Origin of the sequence: Aestuariibacter salexigens DSM 15300 (assembly GCF_000429145.1) — a bacterium.
Lineage (GTDB): Bacteria > Pseudomonadota > Gammaproteobacteria > Enterobacterales > Alteromonadaceae > Aestuariibacter > Aestuariibacter salexigens.
In genome coordinates, this window is the sequence record NZ_AUBH01000001.1 from 293475 (window position 1) to 320169 (window position 26695).

Here is a 26695-nt window from a genome sequence, read left to right on the forward strand (position 1 = left end):
AGTTATCTTTGCGCTAGCGTCCTTGATGGAACAACTTTTGCTAATTGATATGTTGGAAAGCGATAAACCCGCTCAGCAATACGTTGTGTCAGAGCATGCAACGACAAAAACTAAATAAACAGGGCTGATAAGGATAGGAATGAGAACGTACCCATTGGTGTCGATGCTGATTGTGCTCTTTGCAATGTCAGTATTACCAACTACCACATGTGCAGCGCAGCAAAACGTTCAGATCCTCGGCCCGAAGGATGCGACAGAGCAATATTCCGGTGTGGTCTATGGCCCCATCGATGAAACCGATACCCTGTGGCGCATCGCACAGCGATATCGTCAAAACCCATCCCTGAGTATTTACCAGGTGATGGTCGCCATTTACGAGCTTAACCCTGAAGCGTTTGAAGACAATAATCTCAATCATTTACTCGATGGTGCAATGCTGCGTTTGCCCTCAGAACGCTACGTTGCGCGTATCGATGCCGAGGACGCACAGCGTAAAGCTGAGCAGGATGAAGTGACATGGCGAGCCATGGAAAAAGAGGCCGCACAGCCCGGAAGCAGCCTCAAGAACCTCAAGCCACCGGAAAAGCTCGCCAGTCAGAATGATTTAAGCCAAACCAAGACTGAGCTTGAACAGAAATTAACGGCACTGGACAGTTCGCAAACGGAACAGTTTGACGCATTGCGGCAACAATTTGCCGCGTCGATAGAGAGCGTACAGGCGATTCTGGATGAAAATCGTAAATTGTATGAGCGACTGGAAACAGTCAATACTGACATCCTTGAGTTACGCAGCCGCGTTGAACAGGATGTTCAGCCGCAAATAGACGAGCAATTAGCCATCCAGCAACAGCTGCTTGCCATGTTGCAACAAGCACAGGAGCAGCAGCGCAAAGAACAGCAATCGTCTATTGGTGAGTATCTGACGAATCCGCTTACGCTGATCGGTGGTTCTGCATTACTCTCATTAGGCATCCTCTTTTTCCTCGCACGCTGGTTATTGAATCGAAAAAAAAGCCCGGAGAATGACATTGCGCCCGCTGAACTAGCGCCACAGGTTGCGGCACCTGTCTCTCCACCCTCTGCCGCTGATGACTTGTCTGATGCGTTGTCGGACGAGCTTAGTGGTGAACTGGATGACGAAGGCCTGTTCAGCGATGACGACCTACTCGACGACGTATTGGCTGAAGAACTCGAAGAATCCCTCGATCAGGCGCTTGAAGAAGAGCTTGATAACTTTGACGATCTTGGTGATGACATGCTGGTGTCCGAACAGCAGGGCGGCGCTGAAGACGAGTCATCTGAATTGGCACAGGAAGATCTAGACGCCCTGTTCGAAGATGATGAAGACCTTTTGTCAGAGCTGGATGAAATTGAAGGCGAAGAATTCGACCTGTCTGAACCGGCTGACCATTTGGATGGTGAACAGGATGATTTGTCAGACGAGCTATCAGACGAGCTTTCAGCAGAACTCGAGAGTGAGCTGGATGATTTCGACGTTGATCTCGATGAAGACTTAAGTGCTGATGATGTTCAGGCGGACGAAGACCTTGGCGATGATGATATTGACGCACTGCTTGACGCCGCTGGTGAAGATGCTGAGCAACAGGAAGAACCGCAGGAAGAGCCAGAAGCCGAAGAATTTAAACAATTAGAAGAACCTGCACTTCCCGCGGTCGAAGATGAAGATGCGCCGGAAATCAGCATTGATGAATTGCTTGAAGCCAGTCATGAAGATGAACCGGCCCTGCCAGAACACATCAATGTAGATGACACCGTTAGTGAAGAAATGCTGCAGCAACTTGACACCGAGATTGCTCAGCAAAATGAGGAGCTGGATAAAATTACCGACGAGCTGCTGATGGAAGCAGAGCAGCTTGAAATGATGAAAGATATGCTACCCGCAGGCGGCGATGATGATGAAGACGAGGAAGATGACTTCCCACTGGCAGAGAAGCAGGACAGCATTCAGGCGTTAGATGATGTCGTCGATGAAGACTTTGATGACAGTGATGATGATGTAAGCGACATTGACGATCCTCTGACAGATGAACTGCTTGAAGAACTCGGTGCCAGTGCGGAGGATGACGAGCTTGACTCAGATATCGACGCGACAGAAGAGCTGCCTGAAGATCCTTTGACCGATGAGCTGCTCGCAGAGCTTGAGTCAGAGCTGGAAGTCGAGCCACAGGAAGCACCTGAAGAAGACAATCTGAATGATGATTTGGCCGATGAACTGCTGGCTGAACTCGAATCAGAACAGGAGTCCGAGGCTGAACAGGAAGATCCACTGGTTCAGGAGCCTGAGGACAATGAATCAGAGTCGGCTGATGTATTAGCAGATGAACTGCTGGCAGAGCTTGAAGCCGAGCAAACTCAGGAACACACTGAAGAGCCAGAGCCAGAGCCAGAGCCAGAGCCAGAGCCAGAGCCAGAGCCAGAGCCAGAGCCAGAGCCAGAAAAAATAAATGATGAGATAAGCGAAGAGCTTCTCGACGAACTCGAGAGCGAAGTCGCTGACACTGACGACAGTGATATCGATTTAGCCGATATCGACTCCCCTGAGGTTGAAGACGAGCTCGATAAAGCTTTGGAAGAATTTGAAGCTGGCGATATCGAACTTGATAGCGACGATGATCAACAGCAGGCTAGCGATCTGAGTTATGAGTCAGATGAAGCCGCTCAGGTCGAAGAAGACAATTACTCGATAGATGATATCGAGTCATTGGCCGAGTTTGATGAAGATGCGCTGAACAGCGCACTCGAGCGTGAGTCAGAAATTGAGGATGACTTCGAGCAAGATGAAGCCAAAACATCCGACGAACCAGAAGATCTCGATGATGTCCCAGGTCTAGGAGACTGGCTGTCAGAAAATGAGAAGGGCGGTAGTGACGACGATGATCTTCTCGAAGAGCTGGAAAACGCGGATTTCGATGAGCTGCTGGATTCCATCGATAAGGAAGAAAAAGAGCCCGCTGCTGATGTGCTGGCACAAAACCCGGATATCGATCTGGAAGCCCTGCTACAGGAAGACGTTGAGGCTGAACCCGAGATCGAAGCCCCCACAGATGAAGTGGACAGTGAGAACGAATTCGTCGACGTCGACACGCTGTTAGCTGAAAGCATGGAAGCAGAAAGTGACGAACTTGAAGAGAAAGAGCTCGACCTTGATGTTGCCCTGGAAGACTTCTCAGGTATCGATGATGACAGCGATCTTATAGACGTTGATGGCGACGAAGGACTCGGAGCAAAGCTTGATTTGGCCAGAGCCTATATCGAAATCGATGACACTGACGCCGCTATTGATTTATTAAAAGAAGTGGTCGACTCCGGTGACGATGATATGAAAGAAGAAGCAGAAAAGCTGTTGGCGTCGTTGAAGTCGTAATTGCCCCAATGCGTCATGCTGACTCCCCGTAATACGTCATGCCGCATCATCTAATAGTCATGCCGTACTCCACACACCGTCATGCCGTACTAGGTACGGCATCTACTCTTTTCGACCTCTTGCCTCAATTCAACATCGGTTGCGCAAAAGCCTGACTGAAGCTCCACAGTCGCTCACTGCGTTCGCTCCGTTGTCTTCGCCGTCAGGTTTTGCACGGTAGTCATGCCGTACTTGGTACGGCATCCAGATTCCGGTCTATCGCTGCGCGATAACCGGAACGACGTAGGAGAGGACATCGGTTGCGCAAAAGCCTGACTGAAGCTCTACAGTCACTCACTGCGTTCGCTCCGTTGCGTTCGCCAAAGAATCTACATCCATTGTTGCTCTAAATTTTGGCTAACATCACATCAAAACGAAAAAGTGGTAGGCCACTTAGCTGGTCTTTTTGCTGATCGGCTATCAGAAGATGCTGATAATCCTTCGGTACCTTTGCAATCTCTAAATCCTGCTCTATAAGCGTATCACCCTCGAAGTACATTTGCGTAGTGATTGGTTTATAGCCCAGGCAGCTGACTTTGAAATGAATATGCCTACATCGCCATCCTGGGCCACCGAGATATTTAAGAGGATATGCACCTGGTTTAATTGTCTTGAATCCATAGTGTCCCAACTCATCTGTTTTCGTAATCCCCCAACCCTGAAAATGCGCATCTAATGGCGCAGGGTTAGGGTCTTCCCTGTGGCTATAGCGACCATGATGGTTGGCTTGCCAGATATCCACCTCAGCATTTTTTATTGGTTTACCGTCTGTATTTAATACGCGACCTCTCACCAAAATAGTCTCACCCTCAGCAAGTTCTGTGTGACCTTCGATATGAGTTAAGTCGGTATCTTTTTCCTGCTCCGGTGTATCAGGATAGAAGGGACCCTCGGTTTGTGTTGGGGTAGCTGTTTTTGCTAACGCTAGTTTGGGAAGTAATAAACAAACACCTAATGATGTCGTCAGTTTTTTACCAAATAAACGACGACTGGGATATTGAGGTGACTTTTCCATAAATTGACTCTTAATCGAGAGCGAGGGATCACGTCAACTAAACGTAGATGGAGATAGTAGAAATGTCTATTAACAATACATCACGTTGAAGTAACGGCGCTGTATTCCCCAAACCGTCATGCCGCATTTAGTGCGGCATCCAGATTCCGGTCTATCGCTTTGCGATAACCGGAATGACGAAGAGGTGACAGTGCTTCGCGATAACCGGAACGACGAAAGGAGGAAACAGTGTTCGCTCCATAGTCTTCGCCGTCATGTTTTGCACGGTTTGCACTTTACGCAATTTCTACCGGCCTTTTTAGCATCATAAAGTGCCTCGTCGGCCCGTTTCATGACGCTGACAAAATCTTCATCACTGCTGCGCTGGGCAACGCCAAAGCTACAGGTGATTTTGACCGTCTTGGCTTTACTGGGTTTGGTTTTTTTCTTAGGTGGCTTGCTTGGCCTGTCCAGTCCGCGCAGCACAATCGGATATTGCTCAATGGTCTTGCGTACTGATTCAACAAACGGCTCGACCTGTTCTGCCTGTTTACCAGCAAACAGCATGGTGAATTCTTCGCCACCGTATCGAAATACCTTGCCTCCGCCTTGTACCCTGTTGAGCTTGCTGGCAACCAGCTTTAGCACCTGATCGCCGACGTCGTGGCCATAGGTATCATTAAACTTCTTGAAATGATCAATATCACTCATGACCACGGTGTACTTTCTGCCCAGGGACAACACAGTCTGATTGAGTGCGCGGCGCGAGGGCAGCTGTGTGAGATCGTCACGAAATGCCATATGGAATGTATCGGCGATAACCGCCAGAATGATGGCGATGGACAGCCCAGTCTGAACCAGCAGCAACGATGAGTGTTGTTCATTAACGAGCAATCCAACGATCGTGGCTAACGTAAACCCGGCAACGACAGTGGTCGCGCCTGGACGCAGAGCAATACGCAGCATTAGCAATATCAGGCACAGTGCAATGACGCAGAATTCCAGCAGAGAAAATGTCTCAGTGACCACAGGACTCAATTGATAGAGCTTGAGCCAATATGGTGTCACAACAGGCTCTATTGTCTGCATCCAAAGTGGATGCAGCATAGAATAGGCGATAAATGTAACCAGTATTACCCCGCCATACGTCAGCATGCTGAGTAAGTTAACGCCACGCGCTTTCCACCACAGCAGGGCGGTAACCGCCAGCAGAGCCTGGTTGATATAGTTGAATGCCAGCGCAGACTCGAATCCCACCAGCGGTAATAGCGCGGGTATCAACAGCAACATGCCGATAGAGACCAGTTTGCCGTGCCCGAACAGCGCACTGACGGCAACGGCTGTGGCTAGTGATAGTGGGGCGAGCCAGTTAAGTGTTGCTATCGTGGGTGTGATGATGCTCTGATGCCCGAAAAGGTATAACAAGGCGCTCGATGACACCGCAGTGAGAAAAAGTGAGGTCAGAAATCGTGGATACATCAGATTTTGATTGGACTGCGTTAACCGCGAATAGTAATGAAGTTTTGCATGGGTTAAAAGCCGAATCCTGTCTGCCATATTTTATGTTAGGCTCTTACCACCTTAAAAATGCTGATGGAGTATCGTGTGCAGCAACATGTTGTTTTTGGTGCGGGCCTAATCGGGCGTTATCTTGGTGCGGTGATGGCAAACCAAGGTGTAGACGTAAGGTTAGTGTGTCGACCTGCTATTGCACTGTGGCTCAGTGATGGCGTCAAACTTACCGACTATCAGCAACATAGTTGTGAAGTAGAAAGACTTAATGTCATCGAAAGCGACACTGCCGGCGATTCTTCCGCTACGCCTTCACATGCTGATGTGCTGTGGCTGACCGTTAAATGTACCGGGGTTGAGGCCGCGGCCAGCGCCATGGCGCCTTTTGTCGGGCCAGACACTACCATCATCTGTTGCCAGAACGGGCTAGGCTCTGACCATATCATTAAGCAACACTATCCAGACAATCGTGTATTACGCGGTATGGTGCCGTTTAATGTGGTTGAAATGTCACGAGGTCATTTACACCGAGGCTCGCAAGGCACCTTTACAATCGAAATCCGGGAAAATGCTGACAGTGATATTGTCGCGTTAAGTCAAACCATTAACTGCGGGCTTTTGCCATGTGCGGTTACCACGAAGATGACGGAATTGTTGTGGGCAAAATTGCAGTTGAACCTGGGCAACAGTATCAACGCGCTGGCAGACATTCCCGTGAAAGCTATGCTTGAGCAGCGCGGCTACCGAAAAGTGATCGCTGCCATGATGAAAGAGCTACTGATGGTAACTAAAGCGCAGGGGATAACGTTACCCAAAGTTGGGTCACTGCCGGGCTGGCTCATTCCGCACGTGCTGCGGTTGCCCGATGCGTTATTTCAACGGGTTGCCAATAAGATGCTGGCCATAGATCCCAATGTGCGCACGTCTATGTGGTGGGATATCCATCAGGGGCGTCAGACTGAGATCCAATATCTTAACGGTGCGGTAGTGGAGGCGGGTAGCAAGCTGTCATTGCCTTGCCCGGTTAACACTGCCATCATCGATTTGATTAAACAGCAGGAAGCCAGTCGTAAAGCCTGGTCTGCCGATGAATTACTGGCTCACATTAGCTGAGCCTTCTGTTAGAAATAGGAAAAAACGCATATGCACAAAAAACTGCTTGGGATAATTCTGATCATCGTAGGCACGGCGCTGGCTATCTGGGGATACGATATTTATGATTCAGCCAGCTCACAGGTCACCCGGGCGCTTAGTGGAGACACGCCAATAGAAGCCTGGGGCGGTATGATTGGTGGCGTAATCCTGATCATTGTCGGTGCCACAAGACTCAAGTAAAGCGTTCTACGAGAAAACGCTAACAAGCATATTCCAATCACAGAGTGATAAACGCGGTGCAAGGCAACACTCTGTTTGGTATTATTGCCACTTGTGAGCTATACCCATAAGTACGTGTTCTTACAACGTTGTATTTAAGTATGGAAGGCGGTATTGGGAACGTGACGATGAATGCTATTGATTATGCGAGTAAGGCGGGAGAGCTTTTTGTTCTCCCCGATGCGGTAGTCCGTATCAAACAGCTTATTGAAGATGATTCGACTTCAATGGCGGACATTGCCGAAATCATAAATTTTGACCCGTCCCTGGCTTCACAGCTTTTGCGTACAGCCAACAGTGCGCTGTATAAATTCCCCAGTAAAATAGACACCATCTCCAAAGCCGTACAGGTGATAGGCACAAATTCTGTGTATGACCTGGTGGTAGCCTATGGTGTGGCGAATGCCTTTAACACCGTGCCACCCGATGTTATTGACCTGGATAAATTCTGGGAGCAGAGCGTCAGCTGCGGTCTGCTGGCTAAATATTTCGCTGAACAGCTTGGTGTACGTGAGCCAGAGCGTTTATTTGTGTGTGGGCTGCTGCACAATATTGGCGAACTGGTGATGGTTAAGTTGGATAAGGACATCGCGGTCAAGTGCAGTAAGCTGACTGAGACAGACACGCCGCTTAAATTGCAGCAGCGACACCTGGGGTTCCCGTACTCAGATATTGCCGCTGAACTCATCCACGCCTGGTCCATTCCAGAAGAGATAGCGCATCCCATCGCCAGGTTACACACCAGTATTCATCGTGCGCAAAGTCTGGACGATAAAATTGTGCAGCTGAGTTACGTACTGGCGCTGGATAACATCCACCAGGACGTCTATCGCAGTTTCAATAATCTGGATGATAATCTGTATCGACGCTTGAACATGAGCATGGACGATGTTGAATCAGCACTGGATTATACAAATCTGCAGTCAATGAGCGTACTGGCGCTGTTTAATCCGTCATCGTTTGTGGTGTTTTAAACCCTAATCAAATACCGCCACAGTTTGTCGACTGAGTGCGACCAGCTCTCCTCTGGCATCCCAAATATTGGCCTCAGTATGGCCATATCCCTCAGCCGCTTGTCTCGTGTGAGCCTGATAAGCAAACCAGTCGGTAGGTTCGACCGGCGCATGGGGATGAATAAATTCAATGTTCCAGCTTACTGTGCTGGCGGGTGACGGCCATCGCAGCATCTGCAGAATGGTCGGCGGCCAGGCGTCTATCAGGGCAATCAGATGTGCATCGGTTACGGTTTGCGGCGGCTTTTTAAAGCGCATCCAACCGTGTACATCCGATACTTTGCTGTTGGTAAAAGGCAAGCCGCCATGGACAATCGCCAGGTCGACATGCTTGAGAAATTTTGGCGTGACCTTGGGGATATATGGCAGAAACTTAGGTTTTGCAGGTACCTGCATATTATGCGTGTCCTGATTCTCAACCCGGATTTTTGATTCTCTACCTTCACCAAAGCAGGCCTGTGCCATCAGACAGGTTTTGCCATCCTGACGAATTTCGCCGGTAACCTGAGAAACATTTTTTCCCTCACGTAGCATGGTGGCATGGATTTCAAAAGGCGTGTCAGCGCCCAGCGGTCCAACAAAGTTGCATGAAAAAGAACGCAGTACGCGTCCCTCTGCCACCTTATTTTTCATGCTCGCATAGGTCAGGGCGGCGCTTATCCCCCCAAATGCAGTGCGGCCTTGCGTCCAGCTTTTATCTATCGTCATCACTGCAGGACCCTCAGCCTGCGCTGAGTGGCTGAGTTGGGAGAGAAGTTCGTCTATGTGCATGGCGTGCTCTGTGGTCAGACCTGTATGCGCAGATTATGCAGGGTAAGCGCTGTAACAATCAAACACTTCTATTTATGGTCACAAATAATTAACATTTAGTTGAGCCGCATCCATTTACCTACGTACACTACGGCGGGTGAATATAATAATAAAAGTAGCTGTCCATGCCGAATGAATCATCAAGCACGCCTAATAGTGAAACTGTCAGTGCTACACAATCAACCACTGCATCGAACGGATATCGCACTTACGTTTTGCTTCTGCTCACGCTGGTCTATGCGTTTAATTTTATTGACCGCCAGATAATCGGCATTCTATCGCCCTTCATTAAGGCTGACTTAGGCCTGGATGATGCGCAGCTAGGCTACCTGAAGGGAATATATTTTGCCTTGCTCTACACTGTCTGTGGCCTGCCTATTGCGTGGCTTGCTGACCGCTACAACCGGGTTAATATCGTCAGCGTCTCACTGGCGTTGTGGTCCGGTTTTACTGCGCTATCCGGACTCGCCCAAAATTACACTCAACTGGCTTTAGCCAGGATCGGGGTAGGGATTGGCGAGGCCGGCGGAAGTCCACCCTCACATTCAATCATCTCAGACCTGTATGCCAAAGAAGAGCGCGCAGGCGCACTGGCTGTGTATTCGCTGGGGATCCCGTTTGGCATTATGGCCGCATTTTTTGCCTCAGCATTTTTCTTGCAGGGGGGAAGCGCAGATTGGCGTATGGTGATGATCAGTGTAGGTCTGCCAGGCGTGGTGTTGGCTCTGCTACTTAAATTCACTGTCAAAGAGCCTCAGCGTACCCACACCACCAGTACTGTTGTGCAGACGTCATTCAAAGACTCGGTAAAAACGCTACTGTCGATTCCAACGTGGTGGGGAATGTGTCTGGGAATTTCGTTCGCCTCTTTCGGTAACTATGCGATCTCTACCTGGAGTATTGACTTCTATTCTCGGGCGCACAGCGACTTTGACATCACCACACTGCTTATTGTGTCTGGAATCATTAATGGTACTGCGTATGCCGCTGGTGTGTGGCTAGGTGGCGTATGGGCCGATAAGTGGGGTAAACGAGACAAACGCGGTTACGCACTGTTGCCTGCCATGATGCTAGTGATAGGGGCGCCAGCATTCTTTTTCTCGCTGCATGTGGAAAATGTGTGGGTTAGTCTGGGTCTGCTTACTGTACTGCTATTCACCAGTGGTACCTATCTGGGTCCGTGTTTTGCGATGGCGCAGACACTGGCTCCACTGAATATCAGAGCAATGTCGACCGCGCTGTTTTTCTTTGTACTCAACATTATCGCACTTGGTGGCGGACCGACGCTGGTCGGGATCCTCAGTCAGTCGCTGATTGAAAGCCAGGGCCAGACGGAAGCACTGAGAACCTCTCTGAGCTTCCTGATTATCACCTATACAATGGCAATCCTGGCGTTTCTGTGGACGTCGAAGAAAATTATTAATGACTGGCAGAAGGCTGAGGCGCGTGGCAGTTAGTGTGCTGCTGGCGTAATAGGATGAGCTCTTCCTCGCTGGCGTAGCGCTCATCCCATTCTTCAAGCTTAGGTGCCATTAATCGGTGCCACAGAGGTGGGATAAGCGTAATAAAAATGGTGGCCAGATAGCCGTTAATCATTTCTGGCGCGTCAGGGTAGGGGCGCAGGCGATGAAACGGTACTGCACCCTGCGCATGATGGTGGCTATGTCTTGCCAGATTAAACATCATCCAATTGCTGCAGCGTCTGTTGGTGTTCCATGAATGGCGTGGCTCTACCTTTTTGTTCGGCGCTCTGACCAGTCCGTAATGTTCCATATAGTTGACGATCTCCAGCAGCGCTTTTGCGGCCAGGCCGATTGCTAAAAACATTACCGCTCCCTGCCAGCCGGCCAGTAATGTTGCTCCAGCCCACAAAACGAGTGTCATTGCATAGCCACGCAGGCAGCGATTATGCCAGCTGAAGAGTGCTTTTTTAGAACGTGAGAGTCGCTTTGCTTCGATATTCCAGGCACTGATATTGCCTTTTACCGTTGATATCAGCATGTGTGCGTAAACACTGCGACCCCGCGGCGCTGAGGCCGGGTCTGCCGGTGTGGCAACATGCAGGTGGTGGCCATAAACATGCTCAATAGAAAAGTTAGCATCGAAGCTAAACGCCAGCAGCCAGCGTCCAATGCTCACAGACACCTTATCTCGCGTGCGATGTACCAGCTCATGTGCGGTCACTGTGGCCAGTACAGATAACATCAAACCAGAGAAGGGTACGGCTATTGCTAAGGCCAACCAAGAGTTACTCTCACGAGCTGCGAGTAAGTCCACCCCGGCAATGGCACCGATCTGTGCGCCAATGCCCAGCCAGTCGGCGTCGGCGACCAGCCAGATGTTGACCAGCACCAGCAACAGAGTGAAGGGTAATGCTAGCCATAGTAATAGCGTAAGCCAGCTAGGGTGGCCGTATTCTGGAGTACTGATATCATCGCCAAACAGCGCATCGCCACCCATCATGACGGCCGTTAGCAGGGCAAAGCCAATAGCAATCCAGTAGCCGCCCAGCAGCAAAAAACACATCCCGAGTAGCGATATCAGGTAATAACTGGAAAACTTCGCATATTTGAACATCGGATTTACTCCTCAAACGATGTTAAGACCAGATCGCTTTTCGCGATGCTCTGGCAAGCCAGAATGGCACCTTTTTCGATTTGTTCGGGAAGCAGCACGTATTCCAGCTCGCTGAGTGCGTCAATCTCGCCTTTGACCAGGGTGCATATACAACTGGCACAACTTCCTACCTGACAATTATGGGGAATATCAATGTCGTTGAAGATGGCGGCATCCAAAAGGGTTTCATCTTCTTCAGAACAGAAAACACTGTCGTTATAGTGAATGGTAAATGCTGTACTCATACTGCTTTTCTTGAATCATTAAGTGACACACAGCGTAATCAATTCAGCGCATGGTGAGAGAGCGTCAATCGTGACATTAAGGGGTCATTTATTGACATTTGCTTGATTCACCATAACATCTACTACTAAATGTCATTCACGACGGCTTTATGACCGACACTACATTGACCATACCGGTCCATTATCTGAATCAGATTGCCAACTATCTGGACAGTATCGGTTCATCAAAAGAGCGTTGGCTAGCCTGTGTCGGTCTTACCTATGAGGATGTGGTTGGCAACCATAAAACGCTCGATTTTGTTCATTATCGAACCCTGATCTGCGATGCGATAAGGTTGTCGGGCCAGCCTGAAATAGGCTTATTGGTGGGGCGCGGACTATCTATAAACTCCCATGGCATGTTGGGACTGGCTCTGTTGAATTGTTCCACCCCAAGGCAGGTACTGGACTTTTTTTCACGTTACATGGCCACGCGTACACCCCTGGTGAAACTCGATCTTGAACAATGCCAAGGTGGACTGCGGGTGCACCTTACTGAGTGCATTCCACTGGAGGAGATAAAGCAAACCTTTCTTGAAGCAGTGATGATGACACTAACCAAAGCACTGCATGTCGTGGTAGATGAGCCCACCATTATTACGCATGTGAGATTTGATTTTCCCGAACCTGAATACGGGCCACTGTATCGCAGCGTATTTGCGTGCGAGGTAGAGTTTAATGCGCCTACTACCGCGCTTGATGTACCTTTGGCCATGCTTGACATGGCGTTGCCTCTGGCTGACAGGCACACATTGCTGCAGGCTCAGGAGTTTTGTGAGCAGGAGCTTGACCGTTTACAAACAGTGCAATCAACAAGCAGTGATGTGAAACAAATTCTGATTGCTCAACGGGAACATATGCCCGGCTTACAAGAGGTTGCAAAGACATTGAACATGACGCCTCGAACATTGCACCGCCGACTTCAGGGTGAACAGACAAGCTTTCAGCAGCTCACGGATGAAGTGAGGTTTTCATTAGCAAAGGAACATTTGCATTACCAGCGGATGCCGATAAAGCAGCTAGCCTATTTGCTCGGATACGCCGATGTGGCTAACTTCAGACGCGCATTTAAACGCTGGAGTGGTCTGTCTCCCCAGGAATTTCGTAAAAACCACAGCGCACAAGTGGAGAAAAAACGTGGCTGAACTGATTCATTTTGCCCATGCAAATGGCTTTCCATCAGGAAGTTACAGGAAACTATTTAAGGCATTAGAAGGTGAACTAGATATTATCGCCATTGACAGACTAGGCCACGATCCTGCGATGCCTATCGATGACAACTGGGTTAATCCGGCCAAGGAGCTGTGCAGCTATGTGGCTAAGCATGCGAATCAGCCTGTGTATGCGATCGGTCATTCCTTTGGCGCAGTGGTATCTTACCTGGCCTGCTGCATGCAGCCGCAGCTGTTTAAAGGGCTACTTATGCTTGAACCACCCCTTGCCGTTGGTTTGCAGCAACCGGTATTTCGCCTGCTAAAAAAAACACCGCTGATTGATAAAGTGACGCCCGCCGGTCTCAGTAAATATCGCAAGTATGAGTGGCAACGTGATGAAGATGTAGTGGGCTATTTTAAGCAGAAAGGGCTGTTCAGGCCGATGGATCCCGAATGTGTTGAAGACTATGTTGCATCGGCGATAGAGCATCACGGTGACGTGTGGAAATTACGCTTTCACGTTGATGTAGAAACGGCCATATTCAGAACATTGCCGCATAATTTGAGTCGTTTCTATGGCAGGCTGCAATGTCCGTCGATGATGGTCACAGCGGAACACAGCAATGTATGTAAACCGTCCAGAATAAAACCTTTCTTACGGGGGAATCGCATGCCTCATCAGGTTTTCAGTAATGCCGGACACATGTTCCCGCTAGAGCAACCAAAGCAGGTCGCGAAACTGATTAAGCAACTAATCAGCGACATGGCGCAGAGTACTGCGCCATCAGATGCACTGGCAGGCTAAACCCTCTATCAGCCATAGCCGACGGGCAGCCCCAGCATTTCGCGAGTGACCAGCACCACGCCCTTTTCGGACACTCTGAAGCCTCTGGCTCGGTCTTCATCATGGTTAACGCCTATTTGCATACCTTCGGGCACCACCACGCCGCGATCTAGAATGGCTTTTTTGATGGTGCAGTGCCGTTTCACTTCAACGTCAGGCAGTAAAACGGATTCTTCAATCTTGCTGAAACTGTGTACTCTTGCATTGGAAAAGCATAACGTTTTGCGCACCGTGGCACCTGAAATAATACACCCTCCGGACACCACAGAGTCGATTGCTTCACCACGACGATCCTGTTCTTCCCAGACGAATTTTGCCGGTGGTAACTGCTCCTGATAGGTCCAGATAGGCCACTTTCTGTCGTAAATGTTCAGTGCGGGGACAGGTGCAACCAATTCCATATTGGCCTGCCAGAAGGAGTCCAGGGTACCCACATCTCGCCAGTAAGCCTGTTCTGCATCGCCGTTGGTAAAAGAATACGCATAAACCGGGTGATCTTTGATTATTGCCGGAATAATGTCCTTACCGAAGTCACGCTCTGAACCACTGGTTTCTGAATCCCGCTTGAGCTGTTCGAACAAAAATTCAGTATCGAACACATAGTTACCCATAGAGGCTAAACATAAACTGTCATTGCCTGGCAGCGGTGCAGGGTTAGCAGGCTTTTCCTGAAATCCGTGAATGCGCATGTTTTCGTCAACCGACATGACACCGAATGCGCCAGCCGCTTCCTCTATCGGCACTGGCATGCAGCTGACCGTCATCTTAGCACCCGTCTCCACGTGGTGAGCCAGCATATCGCCATAATCCATCCGGTAAATATGGTCGCCTGAAAGGATCATTACGTACTTTGGCAATTCGTTACGGATGATATCAATATTCTGGAACACGGCGTCGGCAGTGCCTTCATACCAGTTTTCAGAATAGCGCTGTGACGCTGGCAGGATTTCAACAGACTCGCCAAGCTCCTTTTTGAAATGGCCCCAACCTCGCACCAGATGACGTATAAGACTGTGTGATTTGTACTGGGTGATGACACCGATACGGCGGATCCCGGAGTTCACGCAGTTGGAAAGAGGGAAATCGATGATTCTGAATTTTCCGCCGAAATACAGCGCCGGTTTTGCCCGCCAGCTGGTAAGTTCGTGTAACCGGGAACCACGACCGCCGGCCAGAATAAGAGCATAGGTATCTCGTGTGAGATTACTGATATAACGATGACTGTTTTGCGCCATTTCACTAACTCCGTGTTTTTGCAGGGTCTCAGAGTGTGTTTAGTTGTGCTGAACAAATAAACACCATCTCATATTACACGCATTAACGACCAGCACAATTAGGTTACATTCCACTTTGTCGTGACAAACTGCTGTATTCAACGCAACCCATGATCAAAACTACTTGGCGGAATATTAAATGAGCGTTAATCTTCGGCCAATGTGGGTAGTAAAAATAGTGAACAAGGAGTTCGGTCTGTGAAGCGCATCGGTATTTTAATCACGCCGCAGATCAACTTATTTGCGTTATCTTGCGCAACAGAGGTCTTTGCTGGTGGGCGAGCCGAGTCACCGACATGGTATGAGTGCGAATTCATCTGTTTTGAAAAGCCGCCGTTTTCCACCCGTTGTGGCATTGCTATCGACGTTAACTGTAGCCGTTCGTTAGCTAACATTGACACACTGATTATCCCCAGCTGGCCTGTCGAGCAAAAGCACGTGCGTTTACCGATGGCAGAGCAGATCATGGCGCTTTACGCCCGTGGTGGACAGATACATGGATTCGGCTCGGGCGCTTTTCTGCTCGCGCAGCTTGGCTTGCTGGAAAACAAGTCTGCTACAACACACTGGCGTCATGCAGCGCAGTTCAGAAAACGTTTTACTCATACACATTATCTGGATGACGTGATGTATTGCATTGATGGCAATATTGGTACGTCCGCTGGCAGTGCCGCAGCACTCGATCTCGGTATCGAGATAGTGCGACGGGATTTTGGTCATGATGTGGCCAACAGGGTAGCCAAAAGGTTGCTATTCTCGCCGCAGCGCCAGGGTGGGCAGGGCCAATTTGTCGATCCGAATGAGCCGCTATATGACGGCAATTTGGCTGATGTGATGAAATGGGCAGTTAAGCATCTGGATAAAATCAAAGATGTCGATGCACTTGCTGAGCGAGCAGGGATGTCGCGAAGAAGTTTCGACCGCCATTTCCGTGCCGCAACGGGCTCGAGTGCAAAGGTATGGCTGAATAAGCAGCGCATTACGATAGCAAAGAGTATTCTTGAAGACAGCGATGTGGCGCTGGACATCTTAGCTCGCCTGGTTGGTTTTGATAACGCGATAACCCTGCGGTTTAATTTCAATAAATACGTTGGTATCTCTCCAGCTGCCTATCGTTCAGAATTCGGCAAAAAGGAGGAGCGACATGAAAAAAGTGTTGTTTGACCATGATGGCGGCATTGATGATCTGCTGTCTCTGATGTTGCTGTTGTCATCACCGGATATCGAGTTAATCGGTATTACGGTCACACCGGCAGATTGTTACGCCGATGAAGCGCTACGTTCGACATTGAAGCTATGTGGTTTATTTGGCAAGACTGATATCCCCGTCGCTGTCGGTGATTTGCATGGTATCAATGCCTTTCCAGCTGAGTGGCGAGCCCAGCCTAAGATGTGCAATGCGCTACCTGCTATGCTGCGGGTTGACGCCAAACTAGATCAATTAGATAGCAGGCCCGCAAGCGAGCTGATCAGCTCACTGCTTGAAGAGGCGGTAGAGCCCATTACTGTTCTGATGACGGGTCCGTGCAGTAACCTTAATGCCGCATTAGACGATTCACCACAGGCTCATGCAAAGATAGAAGAGGTGGTATGGATGGCGGGTGCTTTGAAGGTGAGAGGCAATGTTGCCATGCATAATCATGACGGCAGCGCCGAGTGGAATGTATTTTGGGACCCGGTTTCCGCCAAACAGCTTCTATCAAAAAATCTACCACTGACGCTGGTCCCCCTGGACGCCACCAATGCATTTCCCGTTAGCATGGATTTTCTTGCTTCACTGGCGACGTTACGAAGCAGTCAGGTAGCCGATCTGGCAGGACAAATGTGGGCGGCAACCGTCACCAGTTTGCCAAGCTACGAATATACGTATTTTATGTGGGACGTGTTGGCGACTTGCTGCGTCTTGCCGTTGAGGCAGCATATGAGATTTACTGACAAAAAAATAGATGTGCTGGTATCCGACCCCAGTGCGGGCCAAACAACAATATCTGCCAATGGGACGCAAGTGTCCGTGCTTGAACGGGCTGAAAAAGAGGCTGTGTTAGCCGGTATCATCGAGTTATTTGATAAAAACTTTGTGACGGATTTTTGATGCCATTCAAAATGTAAAAAACATGTTATAAACTCGACCTATCACGCAGACACAGGAATGTATTGTGAAAAAAGCGCTTATCATTGTCATCGGATTGATCGTGGCATTTATTGCTGTTGGGTTTGTTTTACCGTCAGATTTTAAAGTAGAGCGGAGCATTGTGATTGATGCACCCGCGGAAGAGATATACCCACGGATAGTTGATTTACGCCGCTGGCAGGACTGGGGAGTGTGGTTCAAGCGCGATCCTCAGATGGAGGTAAGTTTTTCTGGTCCTGACAGAGCCATCGGGATGAAATCCGAGTGGAAAAGTGAAACCGAAGGCAACGGTGAGATGCAGATTATTGCCCTGGAACACAATCAGCGCGTGTCTTATTCGCTTTACTTTCCTGATTTCGAAATGGGCTCAACCGGTGAATTTGTGTTGCAGGCGCAAAATGACAACACGCTAGTCACGTGGACTGACGAAGGCGACGTGGGGAACAATCCTCTCAATCGCTATTTTGCATTGATGATGGATTCCATGATCGGGCCTGATTTTGAAGCTGGGCTGGATAATTTAAAAATGCTGACTGAAAACGGCAGCTAACGATGGAAGCAAGAGGTACGCAGTCAGCTATGCCAGTAGAGTCTGATTTTAGAAGTATATTAAAGGGCCAAAACCTAAAGCCATTTTTACAGCGTTCAGACAGTCAGGCATGGTGGTTGCTTTTGGTAAATTATTCGCTGCTAGCCGTCGCATTTGCGCTGCCAATTTTGTGGTTTAACATAGGCACTGTAATCATTTCTCTAATTTTACTGGGCAACAGGCAGCTTGGCCTTGGCATACTCATGCATGACTGTGTGCACGCCGCACTGTTTAACAGTAAGACACTCAATAAACGTATCGGGGAGTGGTGTTGTGCCGGCCCGATACTCGCACAGTTTGAGGGCTATCGTCGTTATCATTTGCGCCATCATGCTAAAGCGGGGACCACTGATGATCCCGACTATCCCAATTACCGGCCATATCCGGTGGCAAAGGCCAGTTTACGACGCAAACTAATACGCGATACCTTTGGTATCACTGGGGTGAAAAATTTAGCGTTGCTGATGCTCATGCATGCGGGCGTCGTTGAATATGATATGGCGTATAAATCCGCAAACGAAAAGCGTGCCTTGAGCATATGGGACATGCTAGTCAATCTAGCCAAAAACCTTGCGCCGGCGCTCTTGTTTCATATCGCTCTGGCATTACTGCTTTGGCGCTTAGGATATGTGCAGTTTTACGGGCTGTGGTGGATAGCCTATCTGACCACCTTTCAGTTTTTTTCACGGCTACGTAACGCGGCTGAACATGCCGGTGTACCCGATTTACTCAATACCGATCCACGATTGCACGCGCGCACCGTGTATGCTCGCTGGTGGGAGCGTCTGACGGTAGCTCCTAACCATGTGAATTACCATCTCGAGCATCATTGGTTACCCGCAGTACCGCCGTACCGTCTGGCCGCGTTTCACGCCTGGCTGAAACAGGTTGGCGCGCTTAACGATACAAGCATACCAGTCGGGTACGGTGAAGTGCTTAAAGCGATGGTGAGACCCGCCAGACACGCTTGAAACCCTAGCGAAAGGCAGATTTCCGCCTTCGCGGAAATGACAAATTTAAATCGTCAGCCCCGCGCAGGCGGGGTTCTACCTCTACGTACCGACCTTCGCGTGCTTAAGTGCTGCGCCCGTTGGCTGCATAAACCAGCCAAACACACAGGCTAAGGCGCCAATCAACATGCCTGATACAAATGCACTTAACATGCTGAATTCACTTATTTGGCGGACTACTGCATCCCACCAGGCCTGTTGTCCAAGGGTGGCGTAAATCGCAAAATACAACACAGTCATCCCCGCCACCATCAGCCAAGGCCAGCCATCCTTGCGATTGCGCCAATACAGGTAAAAACACATTAGCGCTGTGACCAGTATGCTAAGTTGTAAACAGTATTCGAAGCGATAAAGCGTATCGGGCCCGCGAATTGTCATGCCTGGCATGATCGCGGCAAACAGTCGTGACAGAATGGGCGGCAACAGCCCCATAATCGAACTTAGCATAAATGCGCTATGCAGCCTGATGTTGCGCCTGTACATCAAGGCCAGCATCACCAACATAGGGGTGATGAAGGTTAGCAAGATATCAACGGTCAGAAGTGCTTTTCCGAACATGTCATAAAAAATTGCGCCGCTGACAAATTTCTGAGCACCTTGTAATGACACCATCGCAAACGCACCATTCATTATCGGCACCAGGACAAAAAGACTTTTTCCCATTGTTCGATGCATTTGTGTACGACGACTGTGAATACTCCAGACCTGTGCGGCCAGCAGGACTATCCACAGCGTGCCGGTAATACCATGTAAATGATGTGCCAGTGGTGCCTTATTGAGTACTCCGAAGTAACTCGGCCAAAAGGCCAGAACCGTAATGGGTATCAGAGCGAGTAAATAGAAGTGCGCGGTCTTATAGGGCATGTTCACCTCCTGACTGTGACGCGGGTTCCACAAAAACGGTACGTCAATAATCTTAGTCGAGTCTGGCGATTTTGCTTATTGTCAGGTTGGCAAAAAACTATCTGATCACTGCGCCTTGGGTGCGCCCGTGGCCGGTGGTCGCGTCGTATGCTTTGTTTGCATCACTAAAACGCTCGATAATTGCCGCCGCCTCTTGCTGGGCATTTTTTGCCAACTGTTCACACTGATAGTGTGGTACCAGAGCCGTCAACCGTTTGGCAACGGCTTCTGCTGCTTGTTTGCCAAACTCATGATGGCCTTGCTCGTGCTCAGTTAATGCATTCACATAGGTGGTAAAGGTACTGATAATGTCATCGTCAGCTTCATCTTCATTGGCAAGGCGTGGCAATGTAAAAACCGTCAGTAGTCTGACATTTACATGCATGATCCTGCACAGTCCATTGGCGCGATAAAGTTGAAACATCGGCTCGACGGTCCACTGGGTGTTGCCGTGGAATATCTGTTCATTTTGGGTAACAGGGGAATGCTCTCGCAGCTGCTGTTTTATGTCTGCGACTGAGGAGGGCGCAATATCGTAATATTCAGTGCGCTGTTCAACCCAGACTTTGGCGTTGGTCATTGAGCAGACTAAGTACAAAGAGAATGCGATGGATAATCGTCGCATGCCTACAGCCCGGTATTGCTGCCAGACATTATTTGTTCAAACAATCCGGATTGCTTTAATCTTGTTAATGCCTGCGAGATACGTTTCTCCAGATGTTTGCCGTCACCATCTTTATAAACGGCAAAATACACGTCCTGCTCCGAGATCCAATTGGCTTTGGGATAGTGCACTTCACCGATAAGGTTGGTGTTACGAAATGCCTGAATACCACTGGATTCTTCTACTACGAATGCATCAATTCTACCGACACTGAGAAGCTGAGCATTTTGTTCATCAGTATCGACATAGACAAAATCGATGCCCGGCTCATTAAGCAGTGTTTGCGAATAAGGGTAGGCTCGGGTCAGGCCGACTCTCAGGCCCTTAAGCTGGGCAATATTTTTTATCAGCGGTTTGGAGCTGAGCGTAAACACGTAGTCCCGTTTACGATAAAACAGCTCGCGAGATTTAATGACATGTTTTTCTTCGCTAAACATGACATCCAATGCTGGCATGAGGATATCGTAATCACCGGACCTGAACGCTCGCAGCGCACGTGGTGTATTTTTAATATCTATGTCGATAGGTAACTTCGCTTCCTTACTAATGGCGTGAGCGAGGTCAATAAACAGCCCTTGTTCTTCACTTTCCACGAGTAAAGGAATGGGGAAGGTGAGCACTTTAATCTGGTCTTCAACCTGAGTATCAGTATCGTCAGCCCATACCGAGGCTGAAAAACAGCACAGTATGAGTAAAACGTACATTATCCGCAGACAGACCATACTCACCCTTGTTGCGTCGATATCGTGTTAAGACTACCTTGAAGCCAGGGCCAAAGCGACTTTAGATTGCGTTTTGCGACCTAATGCCTGAGTGATTGCCTGCCCGGCCGCAGCGAGCTTGTGTAAATCGACGCCGCTTGATATACCCATGCCGTCAAGCATGTACACCACGTCTTCTGTCGCCACGTTGCCAGATGCGCCTTTGGCATAGGGACACCCGCCAAGACCTGCTACTGCAGAATCGACAGTGGCGATACCATGTTGTAAGGCAACCAGGATATTGGCGAGAGCCTGTCCATATGTGTCATGAAAGTGAACGGCAACCTTATCGCGGGGGATCACATCAAGCACGGCTTCGAGCATGGCGGCGGTTTTTACCGGCGTGCCAGTACCAATGGTGTCACCTAGTGAAATCTCGTAACAGCCCATATCAAGCAGCTGTCTGGATACCTTTGCGACTTCTGCAGGCGCAATCTTGCCCTCATAAGGACATCCTAATACACAGGATACATAGCCGCGCACTGGAATACTTAATAGCCGGGCTCGTTCAACGACAGGGCTGAAGCGCTGCAGACTTTCGTCAATTGAGCAGTTGATGTTCTTCTGTGAGAACGACTCAGACGCTGCCCCAAACACGGCCACTTCGTCAACCTTTGCGGCAATGGCAGCGTCCAGTCCTTTCATATTTGGCGTAAGTGCAGTGTAGCGAACCCCGGCAGCGCGCTGAATATTAGCAAACACCTCGCCGCTGTCAGCCATCTGCGGTACCCACTTGGGTGAGACAAAACTGCCGGCTTCAATCACTTTCAAGCCGGCTTCGGCGAGCCCGTGAATCAGGTTGAGTTTGTCGCTCAGGGCGATGCTACTAGGCTCATTCTGCAATCCATCACGGGGGCCAACTTCAACAATCCTGACGGCGTTTGGGTAGGCGCTCATTCGCTCACCTCAGCATCGAATTCAAGCAGCATGGCACCACCATCGACCAGTTCGCCGGCTTTAAAGAAGAACTCTTTGACGACGCCTGCGCTGGGGGCTTTGATAGCATGCTCCATCTTCATTGCTTCCATAATCATCAGCGTCTGACCTGCTTTCACGCTCACACCAGGTTCGACGTTGAGTGACACCACCGTGCCGTTCATCGGCGCACTGAAACCACCACCGCTTTCATTATCGTCACTCAAACCTAAATCTGGCATAACATGTCTGAAACGGAATGCCTCATCGGCGGTGAATAATGTCACGCTTTCCGCATGGCTGGCTACGGCCGTGGTGCTTCGGTGTCCGTTGATACTGGCCAACAGGGTGTCGTCATTCAACGTCGCCTGACAACGATAGGTCTGGCCGTCAAAGACAATAACCACATCTTGTTCACCAGCAGACTGCTGCACGCTGATATCGTATTCGTTATCGCCAACAGCAATTTTGACAGACTGAATGTGGGTTTCATTGGCGCGCCAGTGGTTGGCCATTGACCACGGAGAGTAGGGGTCGCCTGAGGACGGGCGGGTGAGTTTCTTGCCAGTCTCCAGGATCGTTAATGTGGCCAAAGGCAGCAAGCGGTGCAGATCGTATTCGCTGGTCTGGTTTAACACATCCTGATGGCGGTCGATGAAATCCGTGGTCAGATTGGCTTGCGCAAAGGTTTTGCTCGCTGCCAGGTTGTACAGAAAATCAATGTTGGTGGTAAGACCCTCAATATGATATTGACGTAAAGACTGACACAGTCTGGCCAGCGCCTTGTCACGGTTTTCATCCCATACAATAAGCTTGGCAATCATAGGATCGTAATACACGGACACTTCATCGCCCTGACTGACACCTGTATCTACGCGCACATTCGGCCCTTCAACCGGCGGTTTTAACAGTTGTAGTGTGCCCGTGGCTGGCAGAAAGTTATTGTCCGGATCTTCAGCATAGATACGCGCTTCAAATGCATGGCCATTGAGTGGTATCTGCGCCTGTGAGAGAGGCAGGGTTTCATTATTGGCGACACGAAGCTGCCACTCTACAAGGTCAAGACCGGTGATCATCTCGGTCACTGGATGTTCAACCTGCAAGCGGGTGTTCATTTCCATGAAGTAGAACTGTCCGTCAGCGTCGAGCAGAAACTCTACGGTGCCCGCACCCCGATAATCAATGGCATTGGCTGCACGCAGTGCCGCTTCTCCCATTTGCTTACGCAGGGCATCACTCATGCCCGGCGCCGGCGCTTCTTCAATTACTTTTTGATGACGGCGCTGGACTGAACAATCACGTTCGTGCAGATATACGCCGTTACCATGATTGTCACAAAACACCTGGATCTCAACGTGGCGCGGCTGAGTCAGGTATTTTTCTACCAGCATAATGTCATCATTAAAACTGGACATTGCTTCACGCTTGGCCGCGGCCAACGCTTCGTCAAACTCGTCGCTGCTCCAGACCTGGCGCATGCCTTTACCGCCGCCGCCCGCAGCAGCCTTTAATAACACCGGATACCCCATGTCATCGGCATGTTTCTTGATAATCTCGGCAGACTGATCATCACCATGATAGCCGGGTACCAGAGGTACGCCTGCATCTTGCATAATGCGCTTGGCAGCAGATTTAGAGCCCATTGCATCAATGGCTAAAACAGGTGGGCCGACAAACGCAATACCGTTGTCACTGCACAGTTTGGCGAACATGCTATTCTCTGACAAAAAGCCATAGCCTGGATGAATCGCATCTACATTGTGCTGTTTGGCGATATCAATGATTTTCTGCGCTTGCAGGTAGCTGTCCCGAGAGGGCGCCGGACCGAGACGAAAGGCTTCATCCGCCATTTGCACATGTAAAGCATTGGCATCCGCGTCTGAGTACACTGCAACCGTACGGATACCCATTTTTCTGGCCGTTTTTATAACGCGACAGCTGATCTCGCCGCGGTTCGCTATCAGAAGTTTATTAAACATCTTATTCGTCTCTGAACCAGCTTGGTTTACGTCTTTCCAGGAAGGCACTTAGTCCTTCCTGCCCTTCGTCGGACACGCGAATTGCAGCGATCCGCTCGCTGGTCATGTCCAGCAGCGTGTCTGTGTGTTCTTTATCCTGCACCTCTAGCACCAGCTTCTTGGCCGCACTTACGGCAGCAGGGCCGTTTTTCAGGATATGTGAAATTAACGCTTCAACGGTGTCGTCGAGTTCGCTTTCGGTCACTGTTTCGCTGAGCAATCCTAGGCGTCTTGCTCGTCTTGATGAGAATACCTCTGCAGTAACAAAATAGCGTCGCGCAATTCTTGCACCTATGGCATCGATGACGTATGGACTGATAGTCGCTGGGATAAGACCTAGCTTGACCTCGCTCAAACAAAACTTGCTCAGCTTGCTACCTATGGCCATATCACAGCAGGCAATTAGCCCTACCGCACCGCCAAACGCCGCGCCCTGAACCCGTGCTATGGTGGGCTTACTGAGCGTGTTCAAGGTTTCAAGCATCGTTGCCAGTGCTTTGGCATCAGCGTAGTTTTCGTCATAGGAATACTGCGCCATGCGTTTCATCCAGTTAAGGTCAGCACCTGCACAGAAGCTTTTGCCATTTGCTGCCAGTACCATCACGCGCACGTTTGCATCGTTGTCGACCTTCTTGAACGTCTTCGTCAGTTCGGCAATCATGCTGTCATCAAATGCATTGTGTCGATCCGGTCGGTTCATCGTCACCGTCGCAACGCCGCGATCATCGACCTCATATAACACAGCCTTTTGTTCTGTCATGCGATGGGTCCTTACATTCTGAACACGCCAAAGCGTGTCTCTTCAATCGGTTTATTAAGCGCCGCAGAGAGTGACAAACCGAGCACCAGTCGGGTGTCTGCAGGGTCAATGACGCCGTCGTCCCACAGCCGGGCTGATGCGTAGTAGGGATGGCCCTGCTGCTCGTAAGTATCAATAATAGGTTGTTTAAACGCGCTTTCCTGTTCATCGCTCCAGGTTTCTCCGGCACGCTCTTTCTGGTCGCGTTTAACCTGTGCCAATACACCGGCAGCCTGTTCACCACCCATCACTGAAATGCGCGCATTGGGCCACATAAATAGGAATCGAGGGTCGTATGCACGGCCACACATACCATAATTGCCGGCGCCAAAACTGCCGCCAATCAGCACGGTAAACTTAGGCACATTTGCACAGGCAACGGCTGTCACCATCTTCGCGCCATGTTTGGCGATGCCACCTGACTCATACTGCTTACCGACCATAAAACCGGTGATGTTTTGCAAGAAAATCAGCGGAATGCCGCGCTGCGCGCACAGCTCAATAAAGTGTGCACCTTTCTGTGCGGATTCGGAAAATAGAATACCGTTATTAGCCACAATGCCGACAGGATAGCCCCATAAACGGGCAAATCCGCAGACCAGCGTGTTGCCATATAACGCTTTGAATTCATCAAATTCAGAGCCGTCCACCAGACGGGCGATAATTTCTCTGACGTCGTATGGCTTGCGCGGATCTTTAGGAATGATCCCATAGATTTCCTCGCTGGCGAAACGCGGTTCAATTGGCTCGTGGACGTCGAGACTTATTTTCTTATTACGGTTTAGTCTGGCAATGGCATTACGAGCCAGTTGCAGGGCGTGGTGGTCATTATTAGCAAGGTGGTCGACTACGCCTGAGGTGCGGCAGTGCACATCACCGCCACCAAGCTCTTCAGCGCTAACTACTTCGCCAGTGGCCGCTTTCACCAGAGGCGGACCGCCGAGGAAAATCGTGCCCTGATTTTTGACAATAATTGACTCATCTGCCATCGCTGGTACATAGGCACCGCCAGCTGTACAGGAGCCCATAACTACCGCAATTTGAGGAATGTTCTGTGCAGATAAATTGGCCTGATTGAAGAATATGCGTCCGAAATGCTCACGGTCAGGGAACACGTCATCTTGTCGTGGCAAATTAGCACCACCTGAATCAACAAGGTAGATACACGGCAGGTTGTTTTGTTCTGCAATGGTCTGCGCACGCAGGTGCTTTTTCACCGTCAGCGGATAGTAAGTACCACCTTTAACTGTGGCATCGTTGGCCACAATCATGCATTCCACGCCACTGACTCGACCAATACCGGCAATGACACCCGCAGCGGGAACATAGTCTTCATAGACGTTCCATGCAGCGAGCTGTGAAAGTTCCAAAAACGGGCTGCCTTCATCAAGCAGAGCGTTGATACGCTCGCGAGGCAGCAATTTTCCTCTGTCGGTATGGCGCTTATTAGATTTCTCGCCGCCTCCCAGCTTGATTTGTTCGACGACCTGTTTCAGATCATCTACCTGGGACTGCATATGCGCAGCGTTGTCGGCAAATTCCTGACTTTTGGTATTAATTTTGGATGTGATTACCGGCACCCGAATATCCTCATTGGCAAATAATC

At 49.7% G+C, this 26695-nt stretch carries 24 protein-coding genes; 11 read left to right on the forward strand and 13 right to left on the reverse strand.

The window, feature by feature from the left end:
• The first annotated feature begins 139 nt into the window (after positions 1–139).
• Positions 140–3385, forward strand: a complete 3246-nt coding sequence (locus G441_RS0101410) for a FimV/HubP family polar landmark protein (RefSeq protein ID WP_026374699.1) — start codon at positions 140–142, stop codon at positions 3383–3385.
• Positions 3386–3770: 385 nt separating this feature from the next.
• Here G441_RS0101410 and G441_RS0101415 read toward each other — a convergent pair whose 3' ends face one another.
• Together G441_RS0101415 and G441_RS17620 are read right to left on the reverse strand one after the other, a co-directional pair.
• Positions 3771–4439: a dioxygenase family protein gene (locus tag G441_RS0101415; RefSeq protein WP_026374700.1), complete on the reverse strand. Its 669-nt coding sequence runs from the start codon at positions 4437–4439 to the stop codon at positions 3771–3773.
• Between the two features lie 252 nt (positions 4440–4691).
• The gene (locus tag G441_RS17620) at positions 4692–5897 is read right to left on the reverse strand and encodes a GGDEF domain-containing protein (protein WP_051275249.1); all 1206 of its coding nucleotides are present in this window, start codon (positions 5895–5897) and stop codon (positions 4692–4694) included.
• Between the two features lie 126 nt (positions 5898–6023).
• Between G441_RS17620 and G441_RS0101425 the strand changes: the two genes are divergently transcribed.
• The 3 genes from G441_RS0101425 to G441_RS0101435 all read left to right on the forward strand — a co-directional run bounded on the left by G441_RS0101425 (position 6024) and on the right by G441_RS0101435 (position 8278).
• A complete protein-coding gene (locus G441_RS0101425) occupies positions 6024–7043 on the forward strand; it encodes a 2-dehydropantoate 2-reductase (protein ID WP_156896243.1) in 1020 nt (339 codons plus the stop codon).
• 30 nt (positions 7044–7073) lie between these two features.
• Positions 7074–7265: a DUF3185 family protein gene (locus G441_RS0101430; protein WP_026374702.1), complete on the forward strand. Its 192-nt coding sequence runs from the start codon at positions 7074–7076 to the stop codon at positions 7263–7265.
• A gap of 167 nt (positions 7266–7432) precedes the next feature.
• Positions 7433–8278, forward strand: coding sequence for an HDOD domain-containing protein (locus G441_RS0101435; RefSeq protein ID WP_026374703.1), 846 nt, complete (start codon positions 7433–7435; stop codon positions 8276–8278).
• A 3-nt stretch (positions 8279–8281) separates the two neighbouring features.
• On the opposite strand, the gene G441_RS0101440 is transcribed toward G441_RS0101435, so the two are convergent.
• A complete protein-coding gene (locus G441_RS0101440) occupies positions 8282–9088 on the reverse strand; it encodes an acyl-CoA thioesterase (RefSeq protein ID WP_026374704.1) in 807 nt (268 codons plus the stop codon).
• Between the two features lie 164 nt (positions 9089–9252).
• On the opposite strand from G441_RS0101440, the gene G441_RS0101445 reads away from it, so the two are divergent.
• Positions 9253–10584, forward strand: coding sequence for a spinster family MFS transporter (locus G441_RS0101445; RefSeq protein ID WP_026374705.1), 1332 nt, complete (start codon positions 9253–9255; stop codon positions 10582–10584).
• On the opposite strand, the gene G441_RS17625 is transcribed toward G441_RS0101445, so the two are convergent.
• On the reverse strand, positions 10547–11704 hold the full coding sequence (locus G441_RS17625; RefSeq protein ID WP_051275250.1) for an alkane 1-monooxygenase: 1158 nt from the start codon (positions 11702–11704) through the stop codon (positions 10547–10549). The genes G441_RS0101445 and G441_RS17625 overlap by 38 nt on opposite strands.
• 5 nt (positions 11705–11709) lie before the next feature.
• A complete protein-coding gene (locus G441_RS0101455) occupies positions 11710–11988 on the reverse strand; it encodes a 2Fe-2S iron-sulfur cluster-binding protein (RefSeq protein ID WP_026374706.1) in 279 nt (92 codons plus the stop codon).
• A gap of 149 nt (positions 11989–12137) precedes the next feature.
• Here G441_RS0101455 and G441_RS0101460 point away from each other — a divergent pair, with 149 nt between their 5' ends.
• Both G441_RS0101460 and G441_RS0101465 read left to right on the forward strand, forming a co-directional pair.
• Positions 12138–13172, forward strand: a complete 1035-nt coding sequence (locus G441_RS0101460; protein ID WP_026374707.1) for an AraC family transcriptional regulator — start codon at positions 12138–12140, stop codon at positions 13170–13172.
• Entirely contained in the window at positions 13165–13986 is an 822-nt protein-coding gene (locus G441_RS0101465; protein WP_026374708.1) for an alpha/beta fold hydrolase, read from the forward strand. The genes G441_RS0101460 and G441_RS0101465 overlap by 8 nt, the downstream gene beginning before the upstream one ends.
• An 8-nt stretch (positions 13987–13994) precedes the next feature.
• Here G441_RS0101465 and glgC read toward each other — a convergent pair whose 3' ends face one another.
• Positions 13995–15260: a glucose-1-phosphate adenylyltransferase gene (gene glgC / locus G441_RS0101470; RefSeq protein ID WP_026374709.1), complete on the reverse strand. Its 1266-nt coding sequence runs from the start codon at positions 15258–15260 to the stop codon at positions 13995–13997.
• Positions 15261–15497: 237 nt separating this feature from the next.
• Between glgC and G441_RS0101475 the strand changes: the two genes are divergently transcribed.
• The 4 genes from G441_RS0101475 (at position 15498) to G441_RS17635 (ending at position 18990) form a co-directional block, all read left to right on the forward strand.
• Positions 15498–16463: a GlxA family transcriptional regulator gene (locus tag G441_RS0101475; RefSeq protein WP_026374710.1), complete on the forward strand. Its 966-nt coding sequence runs from the start codon at positions 15498–15500 to the stop codon at positions 16461–16463.
• Entirely contained in the window at positions 16444–17391 is a 948-nt protein-coding gene (locus G441_RS17630; RefSeq protein WP_084407236.1) for a nucleoside hydrolase, read from the forward strand. Before G441_RS0101475 ends, G441_RS17630 begins: the two co-directional genes overlap by 20 nt.
• 64 nt (positions 17392–17455) lie before the next feature.
• On the forward strand, positions 17456–17980 hold the full coding sequence (locus G441_RS0101485) for an SRPBCC family protein (RefSeq protein ID WP_026374711.1): 525 nt from the start codon (positions 17456–17458) through the stop codon (positions 17978–17980).
• A 2-nt stretch (positions 17981–17982) separates the two neighbouring features.
• Positions 17983–18990: a fatty acid desaturase family protein gene (locus G441_RS17635; RefSeq protein WP_051275251.1), complete on the forward strand. Its 1008-nt coding sequence runs from the start codon at positions 17983–17985 to the stop codon at positions 18988–18990.
• 81 nt (positions 18991–19071) lie between these two features.
• Here the strand turns inward: G441_RS17635 and G441_RS0101495 are convergent, their stop codons facing one another.
• From G441_RS0101495 to G441_RS0101525, 7 genes are all read right to left on the reverse strand, one after another.
• Positions 19072–19893 (reverse strand): hypothetical protein, encoded by an 822-nt coding sequence (locus G441_RS0101495; protein ID WP_026374712.1) that lies wholly within the window; start codon positions 19891–19893, stop codon positions 19072–19074.
• A gap of 97 nt (positions 19894–19990) precedes the next feature.
• Positions 19991–20557 (reverse strand): DUF922 domain-containing protein, encoded by a 567-nt coding sequence (locus G441_RS0101500; RefSeq protein WP_084407238.1) that lies wholly within the window; start codon positions 20555–20557, stop codon positions 19991–19993.
• Between the two features lie 2 nt (positions 20558–20559).
• The gene (locus tag G441_RS0101505) at positions 20560–21300 is read right to left on the reverse strand and encodes a substrate-binding periplasmic protein (RefSeq protein WP_026374714.1); all 741 of its coding nucleotides are present in this window, start codon (positions 21298–21300) and stop codon (positions 20560–20562) included.
• Between the two features lie 51 nt (positions 21301–21351).
• Positions 21352–22254, reverse strand: coding sequence for a hydroxymethylglutaryl-CoA lyase (locus G441_RS0101510; RefSeq protein ID WP_026374715.1), 903 nt, complete (start codon positions 22252–22254; stop codon positions 21352–21354).
• Positions 22251–24251: an acetyl-CoA carboxylase biotin carboxylase subunit gene (locus G441_RS0101515; protein ID WP_026374716.1), complete on the reverse strand. Its 2001-nt coding sequence runs from the start codon at positions 24249–24251 to the stop codon at positions 22251–22253. The genes G441_RS0101510 and G441_RS0101515 overlap by 4 nt, the downstream gene beginning before the upstream one ends.
• Before the next feature lies 1 nt (position 24252).
• The gene (locus G441_RS0101520; RefSeq protein WP_026374717.1) at positions 24253–25050 is read right to left on the reverse strand and encodes an enoyl-CoA hydratase/isomerase family protein; all 798 of its coding nucleotides are present in this window, start codon (positions 25048–25050) and stop codon (positions 24253–24255) included.
• An 11-nt stretch (positions 25051–25061) separates the two neighbouring features.
• Complete coding sequence (locus G441_RS0101525) at positions 25062–26669, reverse strand: carboxyl transferase domain-containing protein (protein WP_026374718.1); 1608 nt, start codon at positions 26667–26669, stop codon at positions 25062–25064.
• Between the last annotated feature and the right edge of the window lie 26 nt (positions 26670–26695).